Genomic DNA, 19750 nt, shown 5'->3' with positions numbered 1-19750 from the left:
GGATTGAAGATTTGGGAAATCATGGTCGTCTTCTTGATGTCAAATCGCGGCGAAGGGCCTTGCTTGTGCCAAAGTCCAAAAAAAGGACACGGCGAACTGGACGCAGGGTCCGTAGAGGTCAGGGCTTGTGAGCGTCCGGCCTGCTTATGGACGCAGTCGTTGATCCCGACGTCTCACTGCCCGAAACGCCAGCATCGGGTCGATAAGAAATTGTCTGCCCTATCAGCGAGATCACCATGAATGCAGTCCACACGATCGCCAGCGAGCGCTGTTCCAGCGGCGCGACCCTGATCGCCTTACGCATGGTGGTCTGGATTGTTCCTGCCTGTAGCAGCAGTGCGATCAGCCGCGTCGCAATGCCGCTATGGTTGGCGACCGCGGATGGCACATCCGCGAGAGCCAGAATCATCCTATCCAGCCGACTGGCCGCGTCAGCCTGCGACAAATTGGAAAGCACTTCAGCCTCCCTCCAGGGGTCCACGCCAAAACGCGCCAGCGCGGACAATACGCTGACCAGCATACCTTTGCTGTCCTCGCCGACCAGAGCGAACAGGAAGGCCTCGAACTGAGGGCTTTGCAGGCCCAATGCAGTGGAAGCGTTCATTTCATCCGACTTTCAGCGACTTTGTAATCCGGTCGGGATCCGATTAAGGACGAGGCTTGGCATAGTGCCCGGCCATCCGGTCCTCATAGGCACGGTCGACTGGCTTAGCGGGATCGAAAGGTGGGCTGTCCTTGACCTTCTGCCGGTTGACATCGAGGTAGATCAGCTGCTCGGTCCAGCGAATATCCTGCGCCGAGCGGGGCGAGACCAGCACTTTTTGCCCCATCCACCAGTTGCTGGTATCCACGATCAGGAAATGAATGCTCCAGTCAGTATCCTCGATGATCAGGTCGGAGAGATGCCCGATTTCGCCGTCGGTGGCGTGAATGTGATACCCGCTGACTTCTTCGGCGCTGCGCAGGTGCGGCTCATCCTGGTCGTGCTGGTGCCGAGCTATATCGTCGGCGCGGCGCTGCACCTCGGGGTCCGCGCGCATCGGCATGGCGGCACTCAACGCACCATATCCGCCCATGTAATAGCCTGAACCCCAATATGGGCTCCAGCCATAGTAGTCATAGGTCGATGTCTCGAACTGGCGCGATACAGGCCGGTGGGTGTCCAAATCGGGACTTGCCTTGACCTGAGCCCGCGTCAGACGCACGGGAAAGGTCGTGCTGTCGGGCGCGGCATGGCCCAAAGCCGATGGCGGCAACAATACTTTTCGGCCGGGCAGCCAATCGCCGGTATCCACGACCAACCAGCGGATCATCCAGCTGGTGTCATCGAAGAGGACATCGCTGACAAAACCAATCGTGCCGTCGCTGGCCTCGATGCTATGTCCCCGGATGGTTGACAGATTAAGCAGCATATCCGAATTCCTTTTGGTTGACCCGCTTTGGAGGGCAGGCTGGACGCGAAAGACAGGTCCGGATCAGGCCACTTGACGCGATCGCCAAGTTCCGAACTTCGGCTAAGGTTTTGTCAGACCTGAAGGGGCGAAGACGTGAACGCACCAATGGCCGAATCATGCGCGATGGAAGTGGTTAGCGGATTGATCTGTGTCAGTCCTATCCGCACGTTTGCGTGAAATCGTGGAGAGCACCAAGGCGTTGAAAGTGATCATTAGCCCCTGATGTGCGCGTCACCAGGCTAGGACCAGCCCCGCGCGGGTAAAATCAATGTGATCCAGATCAGGAGTTACCAATATGAGCGACACATCAGGTCTTATCCTCGTCACCCGCTCGAATGGACGGATCGGCAGCGCAGTCATGAAACGGCTGACCGGAAAATACGGTCAGGTGATCGGATTTGACCAGAAAGCTCCGACCCCGCCGCCGCCGGATTGTGTACGTATCGCCGTTTATACCAGCTCTGACGACAGCCTGAATGAGAGTCTCAAGATGTTGCGGGCGCATCACGGCTCGAAGATCGCGTCGGTGATCCATTTGGCTGCCTACTACGATTTTCTGGGTGAACCAAATCCGAAATATGAGGAAATTACTTTCAAAGGTACCCAGCGACTACTGCGTGCGTTGCAGGACGGCTTTGAGGTCGAGCAGTTCATTTTCTCCAGCACCATGCTGGTGCATGCACCCAATCAGCCGGGCGCGGTGCTGACTGAAGAATCGCCGATTGTTGCAACTTGGGCTTATCCTGAATCGAAAGTGCGGACCGAGGCGCTGACCCGTGCCGAACATGGCAAGATCCCAGACGCGATCATGCGGCTGGCCGGAGTCTATGACGACGTGTGCCACTCGTCGCCGCTAGCCGATCAGATGCAGCGGATTTTCGAGCGGCAACTGGCGAGCCACCTTTACTCCGGCGAAACCTCGCACCGTCAATCCTTCCTGCACATGGATGATCTGGTTGCCGCGCTATTGCGCCAAGCTTGCTCCACCAGCGATACACCCGCATTTTGCTGAAGCGACACCGGCAGGTTCGGCACCCTTCGCGGCCGCAGGGCGATGGATTGAGGTGGGCCAAAGCTTATTACATGAAGGACCCGCCGCTCGGAACCAATCATCTCTTCGCGGATCGGCGACGCACCGCGCCAAGATGACGTCGGTTGGCCCGGCGTGAGTCGAAACCAACAATCTAGCTAAATCCTCAGAAAAGCGGCGAGGCGCAGATTCACGCGACCGGCGCGGTAGCGATTGTCTGGGTGATTGGGTTGGACAGCGCTTCCACGTCCCTGACCAGTTCAGGCAGTAGTGGCTTGGCTTGGATGGCGGATGCCAGCGACGACGCCGGTTGCAGGCGGCGAGACATCTCGTCCCATTTCCGTGCGATCTGGTTCCAGTCCATGGTCGTTGCCCCCAAAGCTCGGATTTTGGCAGAACCCGATGATAGAAGAGACGCCCAGTGCCAGTGAGCTGTACGACATGTTCACAGGACTGCCAACGCACTGTCTGTAACGAAAGTGCCCTGAAGCTGACTGTCGTTTGCTGGCACTGCGTGTCGGCGCTGTCCGAATAAAGGTTGTTCGCCAAAGATCTTTCAGCAGATACATTACCCTAGCGGTAGCTCTCCGCTGCGTCGCTAACGCAGATCAGCGGGGCCGTTCGGCGCGGTGATTTTTTTCGATACGGCGCAGGGCCAGCCGCTAGAATTGACTCAAGAAAATCAGCGCCGCATTTGGCTTGAAATCTAGTTTCGGCAGTCTGAAAAGCTCTAGCCGATCGACGCTGCTGTGATATCGGCGCACCGGCACTAGCGTCAAGCGACATTCAGCCGGCCAGAAGAGAATGTCCAAACTCTTCCGGGATGATTTCCGTGTTTTGCGTGCACTTCTGCGCAGCTTCATCTTTATCAGGCCGACTTATCTCGGGTCAGCGACGAGCAAGCGGAGGAGGAGCAGCCTCAACTGCGGGCGGCTGACGGGGCATTGAACTGGTTTGGACTCAGGCCCTTCCCGGCAGCACGTTCCGTGTCGCAAATGGCAGAGATCACCTCGAACAAGTTAAGGTCGTCGCACCGAATTACCGCCTTCGATGATCTTGTGGATCAAAGTTGCGACCGCTTCGTGCAATTCGGTCTGCCCATCGTCTCCAGGGTCGTAATTGTGGGCGGCAGCCGCGTCGCGCAGAACGCCTAAGATCTCGCGCTCTGGCAGGATCTTGTGATCATTCAGCGCCAGCAGCAGCGATTCGCAGATGGCAAGCGCAGCTGCGGCTGCAACATCTGCCGGGGGCGGTGCGACAATGGGAGCCTTTGACTTTGGCAGGTGCTCTGGACCGGACATGGTGGGAACCTCGCGATGACGTGGCTACGCGCAGTATGCCCGCCCACCTTGTTTCAGCAATCATCGCTACTGTCGCAGGTTTGTGGTACTAAAAACTGATCTAAAGTAGCGTTGCTGTCTGCAAAGCCTGACAAACGTTGATTCAAGACCCTGAGGTCAGGCAACGCGGCGAAAGGCGGTCAAATGCAAAGTGTCCAAAGCCCGTTGACCCGCAAATTGGGCAGCTTTGTTGTCTTGTCGAGCGCAGAGTTGAAAACGCTTGACGATTTGCACCGACGACGACGCAACTTTGTTGCTGGCCGCGACTTGATGCACCAAGGTCAGACTGATCAGGCGGCTTATATCCTCTCGGACGGTTGGGTGTGTTCTTACAAACTGATGCGGGATGGCAAACGCCAGATCGTGGACTTCCAGATTCCGGGCGACTTTCTGGGTTTGCGATCGGTTCTGTTCCACACCGCTGACCACAATATAGAGCCGATTACCCCGGTTACGGCGTCAGAGGTCTTGGCGAGCGACCTGATTGATGCTTTTGCCTCGTCCCCCCGCTTGGCAACGGCAGTTCTTTGGGCGGCATCGCGCGATGAGGCGATGGTGGTTGAGCATCTGGTCAGCATCGGGCGGCGCAGCGCGCTGGAGCGAACGGCACATTTCTTCCTTGAACTCAGTGCACGGTTGAAGCTGGTTGGTCTTGGCACGGTCGAAGGTTACGCCTGCCCGTTGTCGCAATACATGCTGGCCGACGCTCTTGGCCTTAGTGCTGTGCATGTGAACCGAGTGCTGCGTGAGTTGCGTGAGGAGGGCTTGCTGACATTTCAGAAAGGCAAGGTGACGATTCACGACTTCGAAAAGTTGGTGGATGTAGCCGACTTCGACCGCACCTATCTGGATGACTACGGCCCGTTACTGCGGTAGTTGACGGCTGCCGAGCGGTATGTGGTTTGGCGTTGCTCGCCAGTTTCGGCTGCGGAATTTGGCTTGCTATATGGATCAGAGTTTCTTGGCTGCATCCATTCTACGTCACTTTTGGCAGAGACGGACGGTGGAGTTGGACAGTCGAAATGACGCCCCTTGTCAGGTAGTTAGAAAATTGGCGCTTTAGTTTTCGCCGATAGGGCCGAAGCATCGGCTGGGCTTCGTATGTGGGTTACAAAGTTGACTGAAACTTTGGTCAGAACTCCGCTCGCACCGCCACCCTTGGCGGGTTCCACGCAGATGCGCCCAAACACGCCAAACTCGCTCCAGCTGCGGCTCCTCAGTCTCGAAAGGCCGCTCAAAGCCAGCCATTCGTGAACCCGGCCCGCCGCAGTCCCGCAACGATATAAGGGCAATCCCGCATCAGCCGCCAGACTAAACCCGAACGGTAGTTTTCGATCATCGAGATATTGGGCCCCTGATTGAGCGCAAAATGCTCCTCGCAGACCCAACCCACTGCATCCCCAGTTCGAGACGGGTAGGTCGGATTGAAGCTGCCGACGAAGCCGTAGGAGGTTCGGGTCTGCGGATATACGTCCTGACAATGCCGGATCGCTGGGAGGGCGATTTCGGGTGCGAATGGCAACGAGGCGATAATCCCCCACGGGGCGAGTGTCCCATCATCAGGCCCGTAGGGCACGCCGCGCGCCTTGTATCCGAAAAAGCTGCGCTTTTTGCCGTCGGTCCGGCGCGATCCCGGTCCGGGGCCGTCGCTGGCAGTCAGGCCCCAGGCCAGTTTGCCATACCCCTTGAAACCATGCGGGTTGCGCACCGCGTATTCCTGCTGCACGTAGGTCGCCCGCCTGCTGTTCTCGAAATAGTCGATCCCCTTGTCGCGCATGTACGCGTCCTGAATACCGCGAAAGTCGATCCACAGATGCGAGAATTGATGGATGAACAAAGGGCCAGCGTAGAGGAATTCGCGGTCATAGATCGTCGTCCAGTCATAGGTCGACGTCCATGCGGCGTAGCTTTCTTCGGGCAACGGAAATGTGGGTGAGCCGAGGCCCAGCACATAGAGAAGCAGCGCCTCGTCATAGCCTTCCCAACGGTATTTCAGAAAACCGCTTTTTGGCTTCCACCCATGAGTGACGGTGGCCTTGCCGTTCTGTGCCCACCGCCAGTCGACCCGCCGGTAAAGTGCATCGGCGAGCGTTCTGATCTCGATCTCTTCCACAAACTCTTGGTCAAAATAAGCCGCGGCGGTGAGCATCCCAGCGATCAGAAACGTCGTGTCGACGGTCGACAATTCGCACTCCCACACCCGCCGCCCGGTCTGCATATCCAGAAAGTGGTAGTAGAACCCTTTGTAGCCAGTCGCGTCCGGTTCGGTTCCCTGCGGGCTGTTCCAGAAAAATCGCAGTGTCGTCAGCGTCAGTGCGACGGCGTCGGCACGCGACCAGAATCCACGTTCGACCCCTACCGGGTACGCCGCCAGCGCGAAGCCCACGACCGCAATGCTGGACGGTGCGCCTTCTCCGGTCCGGTCCCGTACCAGTCCGTTGCTGGGGTTCACCTGGTCCATGAGGTATGCAAACGTATCCCGCTGGATCCCCTCCAGCAGGTCATCATCCAGAGATGGCCGGATCATGCGACTCATTCTTCCTCTGCCGACATCGACGCGAATCTCTCCGTGAAGGTGTGTGCTGACAGCGGGTCACTAAGCGTGTCTTTCGGTTCGATCATGTTCTCGCCTTAAATAATTAGCTCTCAGCGTCACCGGTGCAACCGCGTAGCTCACGCTGAACTGCGCCTTTTCAGGTTTCGCCAAGTACGACGCGTAGGGCATGGGTCTTGCCATCATCCGCCAGAGCAATCCCGCCTGTGGCGGCGATGACCTTACCGTCGAGTTCCAAGCGAGTGACACCGTGGCAGACATGGTCCGGGTTTTCCACCGTTATGACGTATCGGGTGACGGCATGCTGAAGCCCGCGCCGCTGATAGGTGATCTGAAAGCCGGGCCAGGATTTCGGGATGCACGGATCGATGAGCAGCCGATCGCCGAGCAACTGAAAGCCAAGCACCGCTTCGAGCCCGGCGCGATACAACCACGCGGCGGAACCTGTGTACCAGGTCCAGCCACCGCGACCGACGTGCGGCGCGACTGAATAGACATCGGCGCAGGCGGCGTAGGGTTCCACCTTGTAGCGTGCCACGGCGTCGGCACTGTCGCTGTGGTGGATCGGGTTGAGCAGATCGAACATCGCACCTGCACGATCGCCGTCACCGAGTTTGGCCCAGGCAAAGACCGACCAGGTCGCGCCATGCGTGTATTGGCCGCCATTTTCGCGGATGCCCGGCGGATAGCCTTTGATGTAGCCTGGGTTTTGCGCGCCGCCGTCAAACGGCGGGGTGAATAGTTTGGCGACCTTGTGCCGATGGTCGACCAGCAGGCGATCAACCGATCCCATCGCCTGTGCGCCATGTTGCGGGTTTGCAGCACCTGCAAGCACGCTCCACGATTGGGCGATGCTGTCGATCTGGCATTCGTCGCTTTCGTGCGAGCCCAGTGGGGCGCCGTTGTCGTAATAGCCCCGGCGATACCATTCACCGTCCCACGCCTGTTCTAGGGCCAAGCGCATGTCGGCGGCGTAGTCGCGCCAGCGTCGGCTGCGTTCGGTATCGCCGCGCTGGTCGGCACAGGGCGCGAACGCCGCAATGGCGGCCAACAAATGCCACGCCAGCCAACTGCTTTCGCCGCGACCCTTTTCGCCGACGCTGTTCATGCCATCGTTCCAGTCGCCGGTCTGGATTAGCGGCAGGCCGTGCGTGCCGCTGGTCAGGCTGGAGTCGAGCGCCCGGGCGCAGTGTTCATAAACGCTGACGGTCTGGTCAGACTCGCCCGGCTGGAAGAATGCATCGGTGGCACCGTCGGGAATGGTCTGGCCGGTCAGGAACGGCAGTGCTGCGTCCAGCACCGCAGCATCGCCCGTCACGTCGACATAATGCATGGCAACGTAGGCAAGCCAGACGCGGTCGTCGGCAATCCTGGTTCGGATGCCCTGACCGGCTGGCGGCAACCACCAGTGCTGCACGTCGCCTTCGGCAAACTGGCGACCGGCTGCGCGCAGCAGATGTTCGCGGGCAAGATCGGGCCGACTGATACACAGCGCCATCACGTCCTGCAACTGATCGCGAAAACCGTATGCCCCACTTGCCTGATAATAGGCGGTCCGCGCCCAGACGCGGCTGCTCAGCACCTGATACAGCAGCCAGTCGTTGAGCATGATGTCCATCGCCCGATCCGGCGTGCGGACCTGCACGACATCAAGCAGACCGTTCCACTGGGCTGCGACGTCGCCGAGGACCCACTCCATATCGGCCGCGCGGTATTTCACGACCAATTTCTGCGCCTCGGCTTCGGTAGCGGCATCGCCAAGCAGGAAGACGAGGTCGATCTGCGTATTGGGCGGCAGTTCGATCCGCGTCTGCAGGGCACCGCACGGATCAAGACCTGCGCCAAGGCGACCCGACAGCGGCGTGTTGTCTTGCAGCGCGGCAGGCCGGTCGATCGCGCCGAACGGTCCCAAAAATTCACCGCGATTGCCGGTCATCGATTGTTGCTGGCCCGCAAGATCGGCGAACGCGACCCGTCTGCCAAAATCGCTGCGCCACGGATTGCGTGCGAACAGTGCACCCGTCTGCTCATCGCTTGAGGTGATTACGAACGGCCCCGGCGTGGTGCCGTTAGCCCCAAGCGCCCATTCAACATATCCGGTGATCGACAGGTGCCGTGTATCCGTCGAACGGTTGCACAGACGCAGCCGTGACAGCTTGACCGGATCTGCGGTCGGCACGCACATCGTCAGCTCCAGCGCGATGCCGTGAGCATCGTTGATGAACCTGCTGAAACCCTTGCCATGTGTGATCTGGTAGGTCGCGCCGGGGACGCGGATCGGCAGGGCGGTTGCGCTCCACACTTCGCCACTGTCTTCGTCGCGTAGATATAGCGTCTCATGCGGCATGTCGCTGATCGGATCGTTCGGCCAAGGCGTGATTGGATTTTGCTGACTGTTAATCGACCACGTGTAACCGCCGCCCTCTGCCGATACGATAAAGCCGAACGCAGGATTGGCGATCACATTGATCCACGGTGCCGGTGTGCAGGAATCGTCGTCGAGATGAATGTGATACGCGCGACCCGCATCGCTGAACCCACCGCTGCCGTTGGAAAATTCCAGCGGGCCATCCGAAGCGCTGGCGGCCTGTGCGGGCGTACTGGCGCACATGGCCTCGCCCGTGATCGGCGCGGCAACGGGGCCGGTATCCGAATGGTCATTGTTGCCCAGCACGACGCGGGCCTGCGTTAGCAAGCCGTCGCGCAAATCGTCGCTGATCGCGTCGTCGCGCAATACGATCAGTTCGGCCTTGACCGCCGTGGTATCGGCGTTCAGCAGCGCCTCTTGGGCCTTCACCAGCGACTCCAGCGTGCTGTGCAGGACGTCGCCAGCGGTGCCGGTTGCGGTGTTCAACAGCACCACATCGACGCCCAGCCGTTTGCTGCGCCAGTCGCTCTGCGCCAACAGCAGGTCCTGCACGCGCGACAGTTCGGCCGGGTTGTCAAGGCGCAGCAGCACAATCGGGCGATCCCCGGAAATGCCAGCGGCCCAAAGCGTCGGCGGCCCGCCGCGACCACGTGCCAACACGTCGGCGGGTGCGCGTTGGCGCGGATCGCTGATCAGCACCGCGCTCAGCCATTGCGCAAAACCTGCGGCCTGCTGCGCGTCGATGTCAAGACGTGCCTGTTCTGCCATGGCGAAACCTGCGGCACCGGCGAATAATTTCCCAGCGGCGTTCGCGTTGTCCAACTGGGCGGTCAACGCCAGTGCGCCCTCTCGCGTGTCGGCCAGTTGCGTCCACAGCAACAGCCTTATGCTGGCACCGGATGTGAGCGTGATACTTTTGCGCAAGCTGAAGATCGGATCGAGCACGTAGCCCGTGGTGTTGGACAAGGCGGCACCCGGCTGCATCGCCTGCGCATCACGCAACGTGTGGCAGCGGCCAAGAAAACGCGCACGATCAGTTTCGTATTCATGCGCACGGTCGGTCGGCTGGCCTTCGATTTGCATCGCCTGAGCGGCCCAGATGGCCGGCTCGTCGTCCGCGCGCTGCCGCCGGGTGGCCAGCAACACGCCAAGACGTGCATCCCATTCCGTTTGCACGAACATCTTAGAGAACGCCGGATGGGCGTTGTCGGGACCAGCCGGACCGACCACCAATTCGCTGTAAGAAGTCACTGACAGGGTGCGCTGCTTGTCGCCATGATTGCGTAAAGTAAGGCGGCGCAATTCGATATCGGCGTCGCCCGCCACGGCGATTTCCAGCGTGCTGTCAAGCGTGTCGTCGCGGCGTACAAATCGGGCCAGACCGGGGCTGAAATTCACCACGATATCCGGCGTCGCGGCACCCATTGGTTGCCGGGTGGCCGACCACACCGCGCCGCTGTCCTCATCGCGCAGCAGCAGATAACTGCCCCAGCAATCGCGGGTGGCATCCTCGCGCCAGCGCGTCACAGACAGATCGCGCCAGCGGCTGAAACCGGAACCGCTGTTCGACAGCATCACACTATACGTCCCGTTTGACAGCAGGCAGTGTTGGCGCGACGCGTCGGCAGAGGAATGGATGGGTCCGGTCAGGGCATCAATTCCGTTTGCGTCCGTAGAGACATTGGCCGCCTTCACGTCGCTGGCCGGTGTTTGGTCGCTCATGGTGTTCCTCCGGTGATGGCTTCGACTGAATGCGCGACGCCGCTGCGTTGCACACCTCTTTCAAAGGCGCTCCGCCGCCAGCGTGTCGCTGACGATTGCCTGCGCTTCCTCCAGGATCTGGCGCAGATGATCCGCGCCCCGAAAGCTTTCAGCATAAATCTTGTAGAGGTCTTCGGTGCCCGAGGGCCGCGCGGCAAACCAGCCGTGTTCAGTAATCACTTTCACTCCGCCCATTGCAGCACCGTTGCCCGGTGCCTGGGTCTGAATGTTTTTAATCTTTTCACCGGCCAATTCTTTCGACTTTATTTGCGCTGGTGTGAGCTTGGACAATCGCGACTTTTCCGTCGCTGTCGCGGGCGCATCGACCCGTTCGAATCTCGGCTCGCCAAATTCGCATGCCAGATCACCATAGATCTCGCCGGGATCGCGTTCCATCCGCGCCGTGATTTCCGCGGCGAGCAGCGCTGCAATCATGCCGTCCTTGTCGGTCGTCCAGACGCTGCCATCTCTGCGCAGGAATGACGCGCCGGCGCTTTCTTCGCCGCCAAACCCGAGGGATCCGTCGAAAAATCCGTCCACGAACCACTTGAACCCGACCGGCACTTCATAAAGCCTGCGGCCCAGCCTCGCGGCCACACGGTCGATCATGGTGCTGCTGACGATGGTCTTGCCGATGGCGGCGTCCTTGCGCCATTGCGGCCGGTTTTGAAACAGGTAGTCGATCGCCACGGCAAGAAAATGATTGGGCGGCATCAGACCGCTACTTTGCGTCACGATGCCGTGGCGGTCGTGATCGGTGTCGCAGGCGAAGGCGATGTCGAAACGATCTTTCAGCCCGATCAGGCTTTGCATCGCATAGGGCGATGATGGGTCCATGCGGATGCGGCCATCCCAATCAAGTGTCATGAACCGAAACGTCGCATCGACGGTGTCGTTGACGACGGTCAGGTTCAGCCGGTAACGGTCGGCAATCCGGGGCCAATAATGCACCCCCGCACCCCCAAGGGGATCGACGCCCATCTGAATGTCCGCGCCGCGAATGGCCTCCAAGTCAATCACGTTGGCAAGGTCGTTCACATAAGCGGTGACATAATCGTGGCGGTGGGTCGTACCCGCACGCAGCGCCCGGTCGTATCCAATGCGTTTGATGTCCTTCAGGTCGTTGGCAAGAAGCGCGTTCGCCCTGATTTCGATCCAGTCGGTGATGTCCTTGTCGGCGGGCCCGCCGTTCGGTGGGTTGTATTTGAAGCCGCCGCTTTCGGGCGGATTGTGCGACGGCGTGATCACGATGCCGTCGGCCAGTCCATTCTTTCGCCTGCGGTTGTAGCTCAGGATCGCGTGCGAAATCGCAGGCGTCGGTGTATATTCGTCGTTTTCGGCAATCATGACGTTCACGCCGTTGGCCGCGAGGATTTCAAGCGCACTGGCGCAGGCCGGTGCGGACAGCGCGTGCGTGTCGATGCCGAGATACAGCGGGCCGTCGATGCCCCGTTGCTTGCGATAGTCGCAAATGGCCTGGCTGATCGCCAGCACGTGCCATTCGTTGAAGGTTTTATCGAATGCCGAACCGCGATGCCCCGAGGTGCCAAATGCAACCTGCTGCGCCGCTACCAAAAGATCGGGCCGTTCGCAGAAATACGCCGTGATCAACGTTGGTATATTGACCAGCATCGAAGGCGCGGCAAGTAGACCTGCCCGAGGGACTGTTTTCGGTATCGGCTCTTTTGCGTTACTCATGCTGCGCCTCCATCGTTGGGTCCGTGTCCACCCGGCTCATTGCTTCGCGCCGTGACGTCCCACCTCGGAAAAGCCCAGCAAGGTCGGTAAGTCAGCATTGAGCAGATCGCTGATGTGTTCGATGGTCAGATCCGCCGGCGGAAACTTGGCGATGATGTCTGCATCGAAGGCGTAGTGTCCCTGACGCGGAAAGACGGTAGTCAAGCGGTCGCCCCAGATGCTTTTCATCGCCGCCAGAATGCGCAGTTTGTCGTCCACCATGACGTAATGGCGCGCCGGATAGCGGCTTTCGACTTCCGTCAGCATCTGCTCTTTGTTCAGGTAAATCAGCACCCGACCCTCGACAGCATCCCATAATCCCGATCGCTTTGCCTTGCGCGGCTGAAACACCACGTCGCCATCCGACAGGATGACCGTCGGACCCCATTTGCCAAGATGCTGAATGACGTCCTGCGCGCCGGGATAAAGTCGTTTCGCAAACGGGTAGTCCACCAGAAAGCAGGACATCATCAGCAGTCTTGGATCGGTCAGATCCTCGATCCGATAGCGCTGCAAGGCACCGAGGTAATCGGAATAGCCGACCTCATCGCGCAACGCTTCGAAGATTTTCCAGTACCGGTCCCGGCTTTCGCGGCCAAACTCGCGGCCCAGATGTTCGTCAAGATCCGCCACAATTCGATCGTTATCAAGCAGGGTATTATCCACATCCAACAGGAATACGACCTCATCCAGCGGCATCATTCCATCTCCTCTGGCTTGGGGTTGTACCAGCTTCCGCTCGCAGCAATAAGCGCATCTGCCTGTTTCGGCCCCCAACTTCCGGGTTCGTATGGCGTAACACGCTGATGCTTTGTCAGCACGAGACCCACCACCGCCCAAGCGGCTTCGATACAGTCTGCGCGGGCGAACAGGGCGCCTTGACCGGCGATGGCATCACCCAACAGGCGCTCATATGGCGATTGTTGCTCGAGCTCCTCGTCCAGCAGGTAAAGCTCGCGCTGCTCTCCGGTGAATGCCTTGCCTGCAAGCTTGACGCGCGCAGCCAGCGCGATGGCGGGTTGGGGTGAGAGCCGGAAGCGCAGATAATTGGCGCGGCCCTTCGCCGCCTTCGCATCGTCGAAAAGTCGCTGTGGCGGCGGCTGCAATTCCACCAGCACCTCTGCCACCGTGTCTGCCAGACATTTACCCGAGCGCAGATACCACGGCACGCCGTCCCAGCGCCCTGAATCGATGAACAGTCGCAGGGCGCAAAACGTCTCGACGTCAGAGTTTTTCGCCACCCCGGCCTCTTGGCGGTAGCCGCGATACTGGCCCCGCACCAGATCATTGGGTTGCAGCGGGCGCATCGCCCGGAACACCTTGAGCTTTTCGGCATGCACGACCTCGAACCCCTGACATGCCGGTGGCTCCATCGCCAGTAAAGCGACGATCTGGAACAGATGATTCTGGACCACATCGCGCAGGGTCCCGGCGCTCTCGTAAAACGTGCCGCGCCCCACGACACCGAACTCCTCAGCCAGCGTGATCTGTACGCTGGCCACATGCGCGCGGTTCCAGATCGGCTCAAGAAAGGAATTGGCAAAGCGGAAGTAGAGGATGTTCATGATCGCCTCCTTGCCGAGAAAGTGATCAATCCCAAAGATCGCCTCGTCCGCGAAAACCGACCGCAGCACGCGGTTGAGGTCACGCGCCGAGGCCAGATCGCGGCCGAATGGCTTTTCGACAATGATGCGTCCCTGTTTGGCCAGACCTGCAACGTCCAGTCCGTTGATGACAGGCTCGAACAAGACAGGCGGGATGGCCAGATAGTGGACGGGACGCCGCGCGTCCCCCAGTGCCTTTTTTAACGCCGCAAAAGTGTCGGCTTCTTTATAGTCGCCACTCACATAACCAAGCATGGAAAGCAGATGATCAAAGGCTGTCTTGTTGTCGATCCCACCGGATTCCTTGATCGCCTCCGTGGCCCGCTGGCGCAGCTGCGCCGGACTCCAGTTCGACCCCGCGACACCTATGACGGGGATGTCGAGGGCACCGTGCTTTGCCATGGCGTAGAGCGCCGGGAAGATCTTCTTGCGGGCGAGGTCCCCGGTTACGCCAAACAGGACCAAGGCGTCAGACTGCGGTTCGGAACCGTTGTTACCGACCATAGTATTCTCCGTCGCGCCATTCTTGACGCGGAAGCCCCCGGTAGTGCCGGGTGTCCGCGGTGTGAACACCGCGGGCGGTCACGACTTGCCCCCAGTCGCGGCCGATGCGATCAGCCCCGGCCAGTCCGTGTGCACGAAACCCGCGTCGGGCCGATCAATGCGCTGATAGGTGTGGGCACCGAAAAGATCACGCTGGGCCTGGGTCAGATTCTGCGGCAGGACGGCACTGCGATAACTGTCGAAATAGCCGAGCGTGGCTGACAGTCCAGGCACCGGGATGCCATGTTCAACCGCGGTTCCTATGGTAAGTCGCAAAGCGGCCTCTCCCGCCAGCACCTCGGGCCGGAAATCGGCGTCGAGCAGCAGGTTCGCCAGGTCCGGGGCACGCCCGAACGCCTGTATGATGGGGTCCAGCAGGCGCGCGCGGATAATACAGCCGCCCTTCCAGATGCGCGCGATCTCGCGCATGTCAACGTCCCAGTCATATTCGGCCGAGGCCGCGCGCAGCAGGGCAAAACCCTGAGCATAGGTGCAGGCGATAGCCGCGCCAAGCGCATCGCGAATGGAACGGGCGAGCTCATCAGTGTCGCCCGCCATGCGGGCCGTGGCGTCGCTCACCAGCAGTTGGCTCGCGTGGACGCGTTCGGCCTTCATACTGGACAGCACCCGCGCATCGATGGCGGCGGCGATGGTCGGGACCGGCACGCCAAGATCCAGAGCGGCCTGCGCGGTCCACTTGCCGGTGCCTTTTTGTCCCGCCTGATCAAGGATCATCTCGACTAGTGGATTGCCGGTCTCGGGGTCGCGCACTGACAGCACCTGTGCCGCGATCTCGATCAGGTAGGACGCCAGCGGGCCGCCGTTCCAATTGGCAAAGATCGCCGACGTCTGCGCCGCCGAAAGACCCAGCCCGCGACGCAACAGATCGTAAGCCTCGGCGATCAGTTGCATGACGCCGTATTCGATGCCGTTGTGAACCGTCTTGACGAAATGGCCGGCCCCATCGGGCCCAACATAGGTGACACATGGCCCCGAGTCGGTCTTTGCGGCGATGGACTCGAGGATCGGCCGCAGGTGATTGTAGGCTGTTCGGTCACCGCCGGGCATCAGCGATGGTCCATTGCGCGCGCCCTCTTCGCCGCCCGACACGCCCATGCCGATAAAGCGTACGCCGCTAGCACGCAGAAATACCTCACGCCGCTGCGTATCGGTGAACAGGGAGTTGCCGCCGTCCACGATAACGTCGTCCGGCGCAAGAAGCGGCGCAAGTTTCTCAAGCATTTCGTTGACCGGAGCACCGGCCTTGATCATCAACAAGATGCGGCGCGGTCGATCGAGGACGGCGGCGAACTCCTCAAGCGTTCTGGTGCCGACAAATTGCCTGTTTGCGTCAGAGTCCTCGATAAGCCGGGTAACCGACGCATGGGTAAGATTCCACAGTGCCACCCGGAATCCGTGATCCTCGATGTTGAGCGCCAAGTTGCTGCCCATCACGCCCAGACCGATCACGCCGATGTCCGCCCTCGACGGCACCGCACTTTGAGATGCCATGACAGCCTCCTTCTAATCGGTTGGGCGCAGTCGCTTGCGCTCTCTTTCGCAGATGACACCGCCATACGACTTGTGTCGCGGTCGGTGACTGCCCGATGTTAGCTTCTGGAAAGATAAATTAGGGCGGTCCTCCACCGGACGCTGTGGGCAAGCCAGGACGTTGATCCCGATCCCCCATGGCTGGGGCTCAAAGCATTCTGGTTCGCCACCAACGCAACAGTGGCTACCAATTCGACCCACCTCGTGCAGCAACGCACGGTTATCGGCTGTTGGACCACGAGATCTGCCGCCGAAGTCTGTCACAAGATAAAAGTCGATGTCGCTGATTTGCGTTAGCTGACAGGGATCGTATGCGGCCTAGTGTTTGCCCAAGTTTGTGCAGCAACTGATCGGCGCGGAGTCGAATAAGTACGCCGCCGCATCACGGAGGGCAAGCGAAAAGCCGTCTTCGTAGCGTCGTCAAACGCTTCATCGCTTCGCCCGTCAAAAACTACCTCGTTGATATGACCTTCAAATACAATTGTTCACGAAGGTGGCGCGCCGACCGGCTGAATTCATTCCGAAGGACTGCGGCATCTTATCGGAACTGTCCACCGTGAGGGTGATGCAGCCAATCAAAACCATCAGAACAGTCATCATTCCTGCTGCTGGCAAGGGTAAGCGCATGCTGCCCGCAACGCAGGTAACGGCGAAAGAGCTTTTGCCGATCTATGACAGTTCGGTCATCCAGTTCGCCATCGACGAGGCCATCGAGGCGGGAGCCGAACGGATCATCGTCGTCGTCAGTGACAAGAAGCCTGCAATCTGCGAATTTCTTGGCCACGTGGCCTACCCATCGATCGAGGAGGCGGCGAGTCGGCTAGGGGCTGCACAGGCAGGCCCCGAGATCGTGTATGTAAACCAAGCTGCGCCGATGGGCCTTAGCCATGCAATTCTGCTCTGCAGGGGACTGACCTGCCGGGACCGTTCGGGGTCATTCTGCCGGACGATATCATCATGGACCGTGGCGCTCTGGCCGAGATGGCGGAACATTATCGTTACGGGCATATGATTGCAGCGATGACGGTGCCGGATCATGAAACAAGCCGATACGGGATATTCGCCCCCGGCGGTTCCGCGACAGAAATGTGTATTCCGGTCGGCGGCATGGTGGAAAAACCGCCTTTGGGCACCGCACCTTCGTCGCTCGCCGCCGTCGGACGCTATATTCTGCAGCCGATGATCTTCGACGTTCTGGACCACACGCCGAAAGGCCCCGGGGGCGAGCTTACAGTTGACCGACGCCATTGCAGTTGCGACCCGATCCGTGCCGCTGAACGCGTTCCGGTTTTCCGGCACTCGATACGACTGCGGGTCCCATGATGGTTTGCTTGCGGCCTCGATCGCGCGTCAGGTGGCGATCAAGTTAGGTCGGATGAACGCCCAGCCGTCCATCGCACGCTCAGAGGGGCCCGAGAGAAACAGCAAAATCCAAAGTCTGGATACCGTCGGATTGTTTCTTGAACCTGCCCTGCACGCACTTTGACGTACTTGCCGGTCAGGCGCGGCATGATCGCGCTCCCGATCCGCCCGTTCGAGCCGGTGACGAGAATAAGGCCTGACGTGTCGTTCATGTTGGAAATTCCTGGATTGGATCGGATGAGTTGACCGGATCGAAAGGCAAAACGAGGCGGGCTGTCGGCGTGATCACATGATTGTACTGGTCTGTCATTCGGCCGGCGAGCGGGCTGAGACTTTTTCCTCGCTTGCCTTCCTCGCAAAGAGGTTGAAGATCGGAACGAAAATGACCGCGATGTACCAGCCGTAGGCAAATGCCTCCACCAGCCCGAGCAAGGCGGTGGGCCAGGTTATCCAAGTCACGCCAGGCAACAACGGCAGCCAAGCCTGATACATCTTGGCAGTCGGGAACAGCAGCCCGAAGACGACGCAAAAGGCAAAGCTGAAAGCAAGCAGAATGCCGAGCGCCATGCCCACTGGATACATGCGAAGGAATGATGATTTAGGGTCCATGTTGGAAACTCCTGATCTGGATTGCACTGATATGACAGGCGCCGGGCCGCTGGCGGGCGGCCCTGACACTTTGCTGTTTGCGGGTTTAGACTACTATGCCACGACACCCCCGCCTTGTTTCATATCAACCAGCCGTCAGGCCGGGCTGATGATCACTTTCAGCGCCTTGGTCTTGGCGGCATTGCCGAATGTCTCGTAAGCCTTTTCGCCTTCGGCCAGCGTAAAGCGGTGCGAGATCAAAAGCGCCGGGTCGATTGTCTTTGCGGCCGTCGTCTTGAACAGCATCGGGATCGTCGCGGTATCGACCAGCCGCGTGGTGATCGCGATGTTGCGGTCCCACAGCTTTTCCAGATGCAGATCGGCCGGTTTGCCATGCACACCGATGTTGGCGATGGTGCCGCCCGCCGCGACGATCTGCTGGCACAGCTCGAAAGTGGCCGGGATGCCCACCGCCTCGATCACGGTATCGACGCCGGCCTTGTCGGTCAGTTTCATCACCGCTGCGGTGGCCTTGCCATCGGCGCTGTTGATCACATCCGTCGCGCCGAATGTCTTGGCGATCTTCAGACGGTTATCGTCGATGTCGATCATGATGATCGCGCTTGGTGAATAGAACTGCGCTGTCAACAAGGCAGCAAGACCCACAGGCCCCGCCCCGACGATGGCCACCGTCGATCCCGGTTCCACCTTGCCATTCAGCACACCGCATTCGAACCCGGTGGGTAGGATGTCGCTGAGCATCACCAGTGCCTCTTCGTCGGCGCCTTTGGGGATGTGGTAAAGGCTCATATCGGCAAAGGGCGTGCGCACGAACTCGGCCTGGGTGCCGTCGATCGCATTGCCAAGGATCCAGCCGCCGTGGATGCAATGCGAATACATCTGCTTGCGGCAGAACGAACAGGTGCCGCAAGCGCTGACGCAGGAGATCAGCACATGATCGCCTTTCTTGAACGACGTTACTGCCGCACCGACGCTGTCGATCACGCCGACGCCTTCGTGCCCAAGGACACGGCCCGGCGTGGCGGTGGGCACGTCGCCCTTCAGGATATGCAGATCGGTGCCGCAGATCGTGGTATGGACGATGCGCACGATGGCATCGCCCGGGGCGGTGATCTCTGGCTTGGGGCGGTCTTCCAGAGCGATTTTGCCGGATTTGGAATAAACGAGCGCTTTCATTGCGGTATCCTCATTTGTTGGATGTACTTTGCGAAAGCCACCTCGCCCAGTATGCGTTGGATCGCAGCGCCCGGCTGGCAGACTGGATAAGCCGCGGCATCATGCCGTCCTGGCGCGCAAGATCAACGTATCCCGGCAGTTCAGATTTTCGGACCCACTGCTATGGTAATACCTGCGGTTCTGCCCCTCCGCCCTGATACAGATCAGCCATCCCGAAGTTCGCGGGCTTGCTTTATCGTCTGCACGGCGCGTTGTTCAGTCTTTGGGCCCTGGCGCGACCGGCACAGAATCTGCCAAGGGTTCAGCGTGAAAAGGTGTCCGGTCCTGCCACGGATGCAGAGGCTGCGCCTAGTGCGGTATCGTCTGATGCGCCAGCGTTAGGTCGTAGTGCCATCGCCTGCCCGAACAGAATGGCCAAGACGGCCACGCTCTACAGGATGACCTGCGCACGCTCGTCCGGCGCCGCACCGCCGGTCGCGTTGTGCAGGGTGGTCTGGATCCTGCCTTTCTGCGGCAGCAGCGCGATCAGCCGTGAAGCGATATCGTGATGGTCCGCAAGCGCGGATGGCACATCCCCGAGTGTCAGGATCAGCGCGTCCAGCCGGTCGGCTGCCGCCGTCTGCGGCAGACCGGCAAGCGTTTCAACCTCTGTCCAGGGATC

The 19750-nt window shown here is 60.0% G+C and carries 16 protein-coding genes; 4 read left to right on the top strand and 12 right to left on the bottom strand.

All coding sequences use genetic code 11. From position 1 onward, the window contains the following. Positions 1-118: 118 nt before the first annotated feature. The gene (locus tag AKV04_RS04790) at positions 119-604 is read right to left on the bottom strand and encodes a site-specific integrase (protein ID WP_054005331.1); all 486 of its coding nucleotides are present in this window, start codon (positions 602-604) and stop codon (positions 119-121) included. A 43-nt stretch (positions 605-647) separates the two neighbouring features. Next, positions 648-1412, bottom strand: coding sequence for a PRC-barrel domain-containing protein (locus tag AKV04_RS04785; RefSeq protein ID WP_054005330.1), 765 nt, complete (start codon positions 1410-1412; stop codon positions 648-650). 337 nt (positions 1413-1749) lie between these two features. Here AKV04_RS04785 and AKV04_RS04780 point away from each other — a divergent pair, with 337 nt between their 5' ends. After that, on the top strand, positions 1750-2466 hold the full coding sequence (locus AKV04_RS04780; protein ID WP_054005329.1) for an NAD-dependent epimerase/dehydratase family protein: 717 nt from the start codon (positions 1750-1752) through the stop codon (positions 2464-2466). Positions 2467-2674: 208 nt separating this feature from the next. Here the strand turns inward: AKV04_RS04780 and AKV04_RS26040 are convergent, their stop codons facing one another. Both AKV04_RS26040 and AKV04_RS04775 read right to left on the bottom strand, forming a co-directional pair. Beyond that, positions 2675-2848, bottom strand: a complete 174-nt coding sequence (locus AKV04_RS26040; protein WP_156317367.1) for a hypothetical protein — start codon at positions 2846-2848, stop codon at positions 2675-2677. Positions 2849-3503: 655 nt separating this feature from the next. After that, on the bottom strand, positions 3504-3785 hold the full coding sequence (locus AKV04_RS04775; RefSeq protein WP_054005328.1) for a hypothetical protein: 282 nt from the start codon (positions 3783-3785) through the stop codon (positions 3504-3506). A gap of 183 nt (positions 3786-3968) precedes the next feature. Between AKV04_RS04775 and AKV04_RS04770 the strand changes: the two genes are divergently transcribed. Next, positions 3969-4700, top strand: a complete 732-nt coding sequence (locus tag AKV04_RS04770) for a Crp/Fnr family transcriptional regulator (protein WP_054005327.1) — start codon at positions 3969-3971, stop codon at positions 4698-4700. A 358-nt stretch (positions 4701-5058) separates the two neighbouring features. Here the strand turns inward: AKV04_RS04770 and AKV04_RS04765 are convergent, their stop codons facing one another. The 6 genes from AKV04_RS04765 to gndA all read right to left on the bottom strand — a co-directional run bounded on the left by AKV04_RS04765 (position 5059) and on the right by gndA (position 15903). Continuing rightward, positions 5059-6360, bottom strand: coding sequence for a glucoamylase family protein (locus AKV04_RS04765; RefSeq protein ID WP_202905566.1), 1302 nt, complete (start codon positions 6358-6360; stop codon positions 5059-5061). Positions 6361-6517: 157 nt separating this feature from the next. Further along, positions 6518-10468, bottom strand: a complete 3951-nt coding sequence (locus tag AKV04_RS04760) for a GH36-type glycosyl hydrolase domain-containing protein (protein ID WP_156317366.1) — start codon at positions 10466-10468, stop codon at positions 6518-6520. A gap of 60 nt (positions 10469-10528) precedes the next feature. Continuing rightward, positions 10529-12205: a phosphoglucomutase (alpha-D-glucose-1,6-bisphosphate-dependent) gene (gene pgm, locus AKV04_RS04755; protein ID WP_054005325.1), complete on the bottom strand. Its 1677-nt coding sequence runs from the start codon at positions 12203-12205 to the stop codon at positions 10529-10531. 36 nt (positions 12206-12241) lie between these two features. After that, positions 12242-12943 (bottom strand): HAD family hydrolase, encoded by a 702-nt coding sequence (locus tag AKV04_RS04750; RefSeq protein WP_054005345.1) that lies wholly within the window; start codon positions 12941-12943, stop codon positions 12242-12244. Further along, positions 12943-14352 carry a glucose-6-phosphate dehydrogenase gene (gene zwf, locus AKV04_RS04745; RefSeq protein WP_054005324.1) on the bottom strand — a complete coding sequence of 470 codons (1410 nt, stop codon included), beginning with the start codon at positions 14350-14352 and terminating at the stop codon, positions 12943-12945. The genes AKV04_RS04750 and zwf overlap by 1 nt, the downstream gene beginning before the upstream one ends. Positions 14353-14430: 78 nt before the next feature. Then, positions 14431-15903 carry an NADP-dependent phosphogluconate dehydrogenase gene (gndA, locus tag AKV04_RS04740; RefSeq protein ID WP_054005323.1) on the bottom strand — a complete coding sequence of 491 codons (1473 nt, stop codon included), beginning with the start codon at positions 15901-15903 and terminating at the stop codon, positions 14431-14433. Positions 15904-16423: 520 nt separating this feature from the next. Here gndA and AKV04_RS27495 point away from each other — a divergent pair. Further along, the gene (locus AKV04_RS27495) at positions 16424-16954 is read left to right on the top strand and encodes a sugar phosphate nucleotidyltransferase (RefSeq protein WP_054005322.1); all 531 of its coding nucleotides are present in this window, start codon (positions 16424-16426) and stop codon (positions 16952-16954) included. Next, entirely contained in the window at positions 16900-17265 is a 366-nt protein-coding gene (locus tag AKV04_RS27490) for a sugar phosphate nucleotidyltransferase (protein ID WP_082351520.1), read from the top strand. Before AKV04_RS27495 ends, AKV04_RS27490 begins: the two co-directional genes overlap by 55 nt. 345 nt (positions 17266-17610) lie before the next feature. Here the strand turns inward: AKV04_RS27490 and AKV04_RS04725 are convergent, their stop codons facing one another. Further along, entirely contained in the window at positions 17611-17913 is a 303-nt protein-coding gene (locus tag AKV04_RS04725) for a DUF5676 family membrane protein (protein ID WP_202905565.1), read from the bottom strand. A 135-nt stretch (positions 17914-18048) separates the two neighbouring features. Continuing rightward, the gene (locus AKV04_RS04720; RefSeq protein ID WP_054005319.1) at positions 18049-19089 is read right to left on the bottom strand and encodes a zinc-dependent alcohol dehydrogenase family protein; all 1041 of its coding nucleotides are present in this window, start codon (positions 19087-19089) and stop codon (positions 18049-18051) included. Between the last annotated feature and the right edge of the window lie 661 nt (positions 19090-19750).

Source organism: Cypionkella psychrotolerans (assembly GCF_001294535.1).
In the GTDB taxonomy this organism is placed as follows: domain Bacteria; phylum Pseudomonadota; class Alphaproteobacteria; order Rhodobacterales; family Rhodobacteraceae; genus Cypionkella; species Cypionkella psychrotolerans.
Note: the sequence above shows the minus strand (reverse complement) of the source record. Positions and strands in the feature narration are given on the sequence as shown.

Excerpts from the sequence above, each read along its gene's own strand:
- AKV04_RS04785 (WP_054005330.1), bottom strand. The coding sequence starts at position 1,412 with ATGCTGCTTAATCTGTCAACCATCCGGGGACATAGCATCGAGGCCAGC.
- AKV04_RS27490 (WP_082351520.1), top strand. The coding sequence starts at position 16,900 with ATGGACCGTGGCGCTCTGGCCGAGATGGCGGAACATTATCGTTACGGG.
- AKV04_RS04770 (WP_054005327.1), top strand. The coding sequence starts at position 3,969 with ATGCAAAGTGTCCAAAGCCCGTTGACCCGCAAATTGGGCAGCTTTGTT.
- AKV04_RS04750 (WP_054005345.1), bottom strand. The coding sequence starts at position 12,943 with ATGCCGCTGGATGAGGTCGTATTCCTGTTGGATGTGGATAATACCCTG.
- AKV04_RS04760 (WP_156317366.1), bottom strand. The coding sequence starts at position 10,468 with ATGAGCGACCAAACACCGGCCAGCGACGTGAAGGCGGCCAATGTCTCT.
- AKV04_RS04790 (WP_054005331.1), bottom strand. The coding sequence starts at position 604 with ATGAACGCTTCCACTGCATTGGGCCTGCAAAGCCCTCAGTTCGAGGCC.
- AKV04_RS04725 (WP_202905565.1), bottom strand. The coding sequence starts at position 17,913 with ATGGACCCTAAATCATCATTCCTTCGCATGTATCCAGTGGGCATGGCG.
- AKV04_RS04720 (WP_054005319.1), bottom strand. The coding sequence starts at position 19,089 with ATGAAAGCGCTCGTTTATTCCAAATCCGGCAAAATCGCTCTGGAAGAC.
- AKV04_RS04780 (WP_054005329.1), top strand. The coding sequence starts at position 1,750 with ATGAGCGACACATCAGGTCTTATCCTCGTCACCCGCTCGAATGGACGG.
- AKV04_RS04775 (WP_054005328.1), bottom strand. The coding sequence starts at position 3,785 with ATGTCCGGTCCAGAGCACCTGCCAAAGTCAAAGGCTCCCATTGTCGCA.
- gndA (WP_054005323.1), bottom strand. The coding sequence starts at position 15,903 with ATGGCATCTCAAAGTGCGGTGCCGTCGAGGGCGGACATCGGCGTGATC.
- AKV04_RS26040 (WP_156317367.1), bottom strand. The coding sequence starts at position 2,848 with ATGGACTGGAACCAGATCGCACGGAAATGGGACGAGATGTCTCGCCGC.
- pgm (WP_054005325.1), bottom strand. The coding sequence starts at position 12,205 with ATGAGTAACGCAAAAGAGCCGATACCGAAAACAGTCCCTCGGGCAGGT.
- AKV04_RS04765 (WP_202905566.1), bottom strand. The coding sequence starts at position 6,360 with ATGAGTCGCATGATCCGGCCATCTCTGGATGATGACCTGCTGGAGGGG.
- zwf (WP_054005324.1), bottom strand. The coding sequence starts at position 14,352 with ATGGTCGGTAACAACGGTTCCGAACCGCAGTCTGACGCCTTGGTCCTG.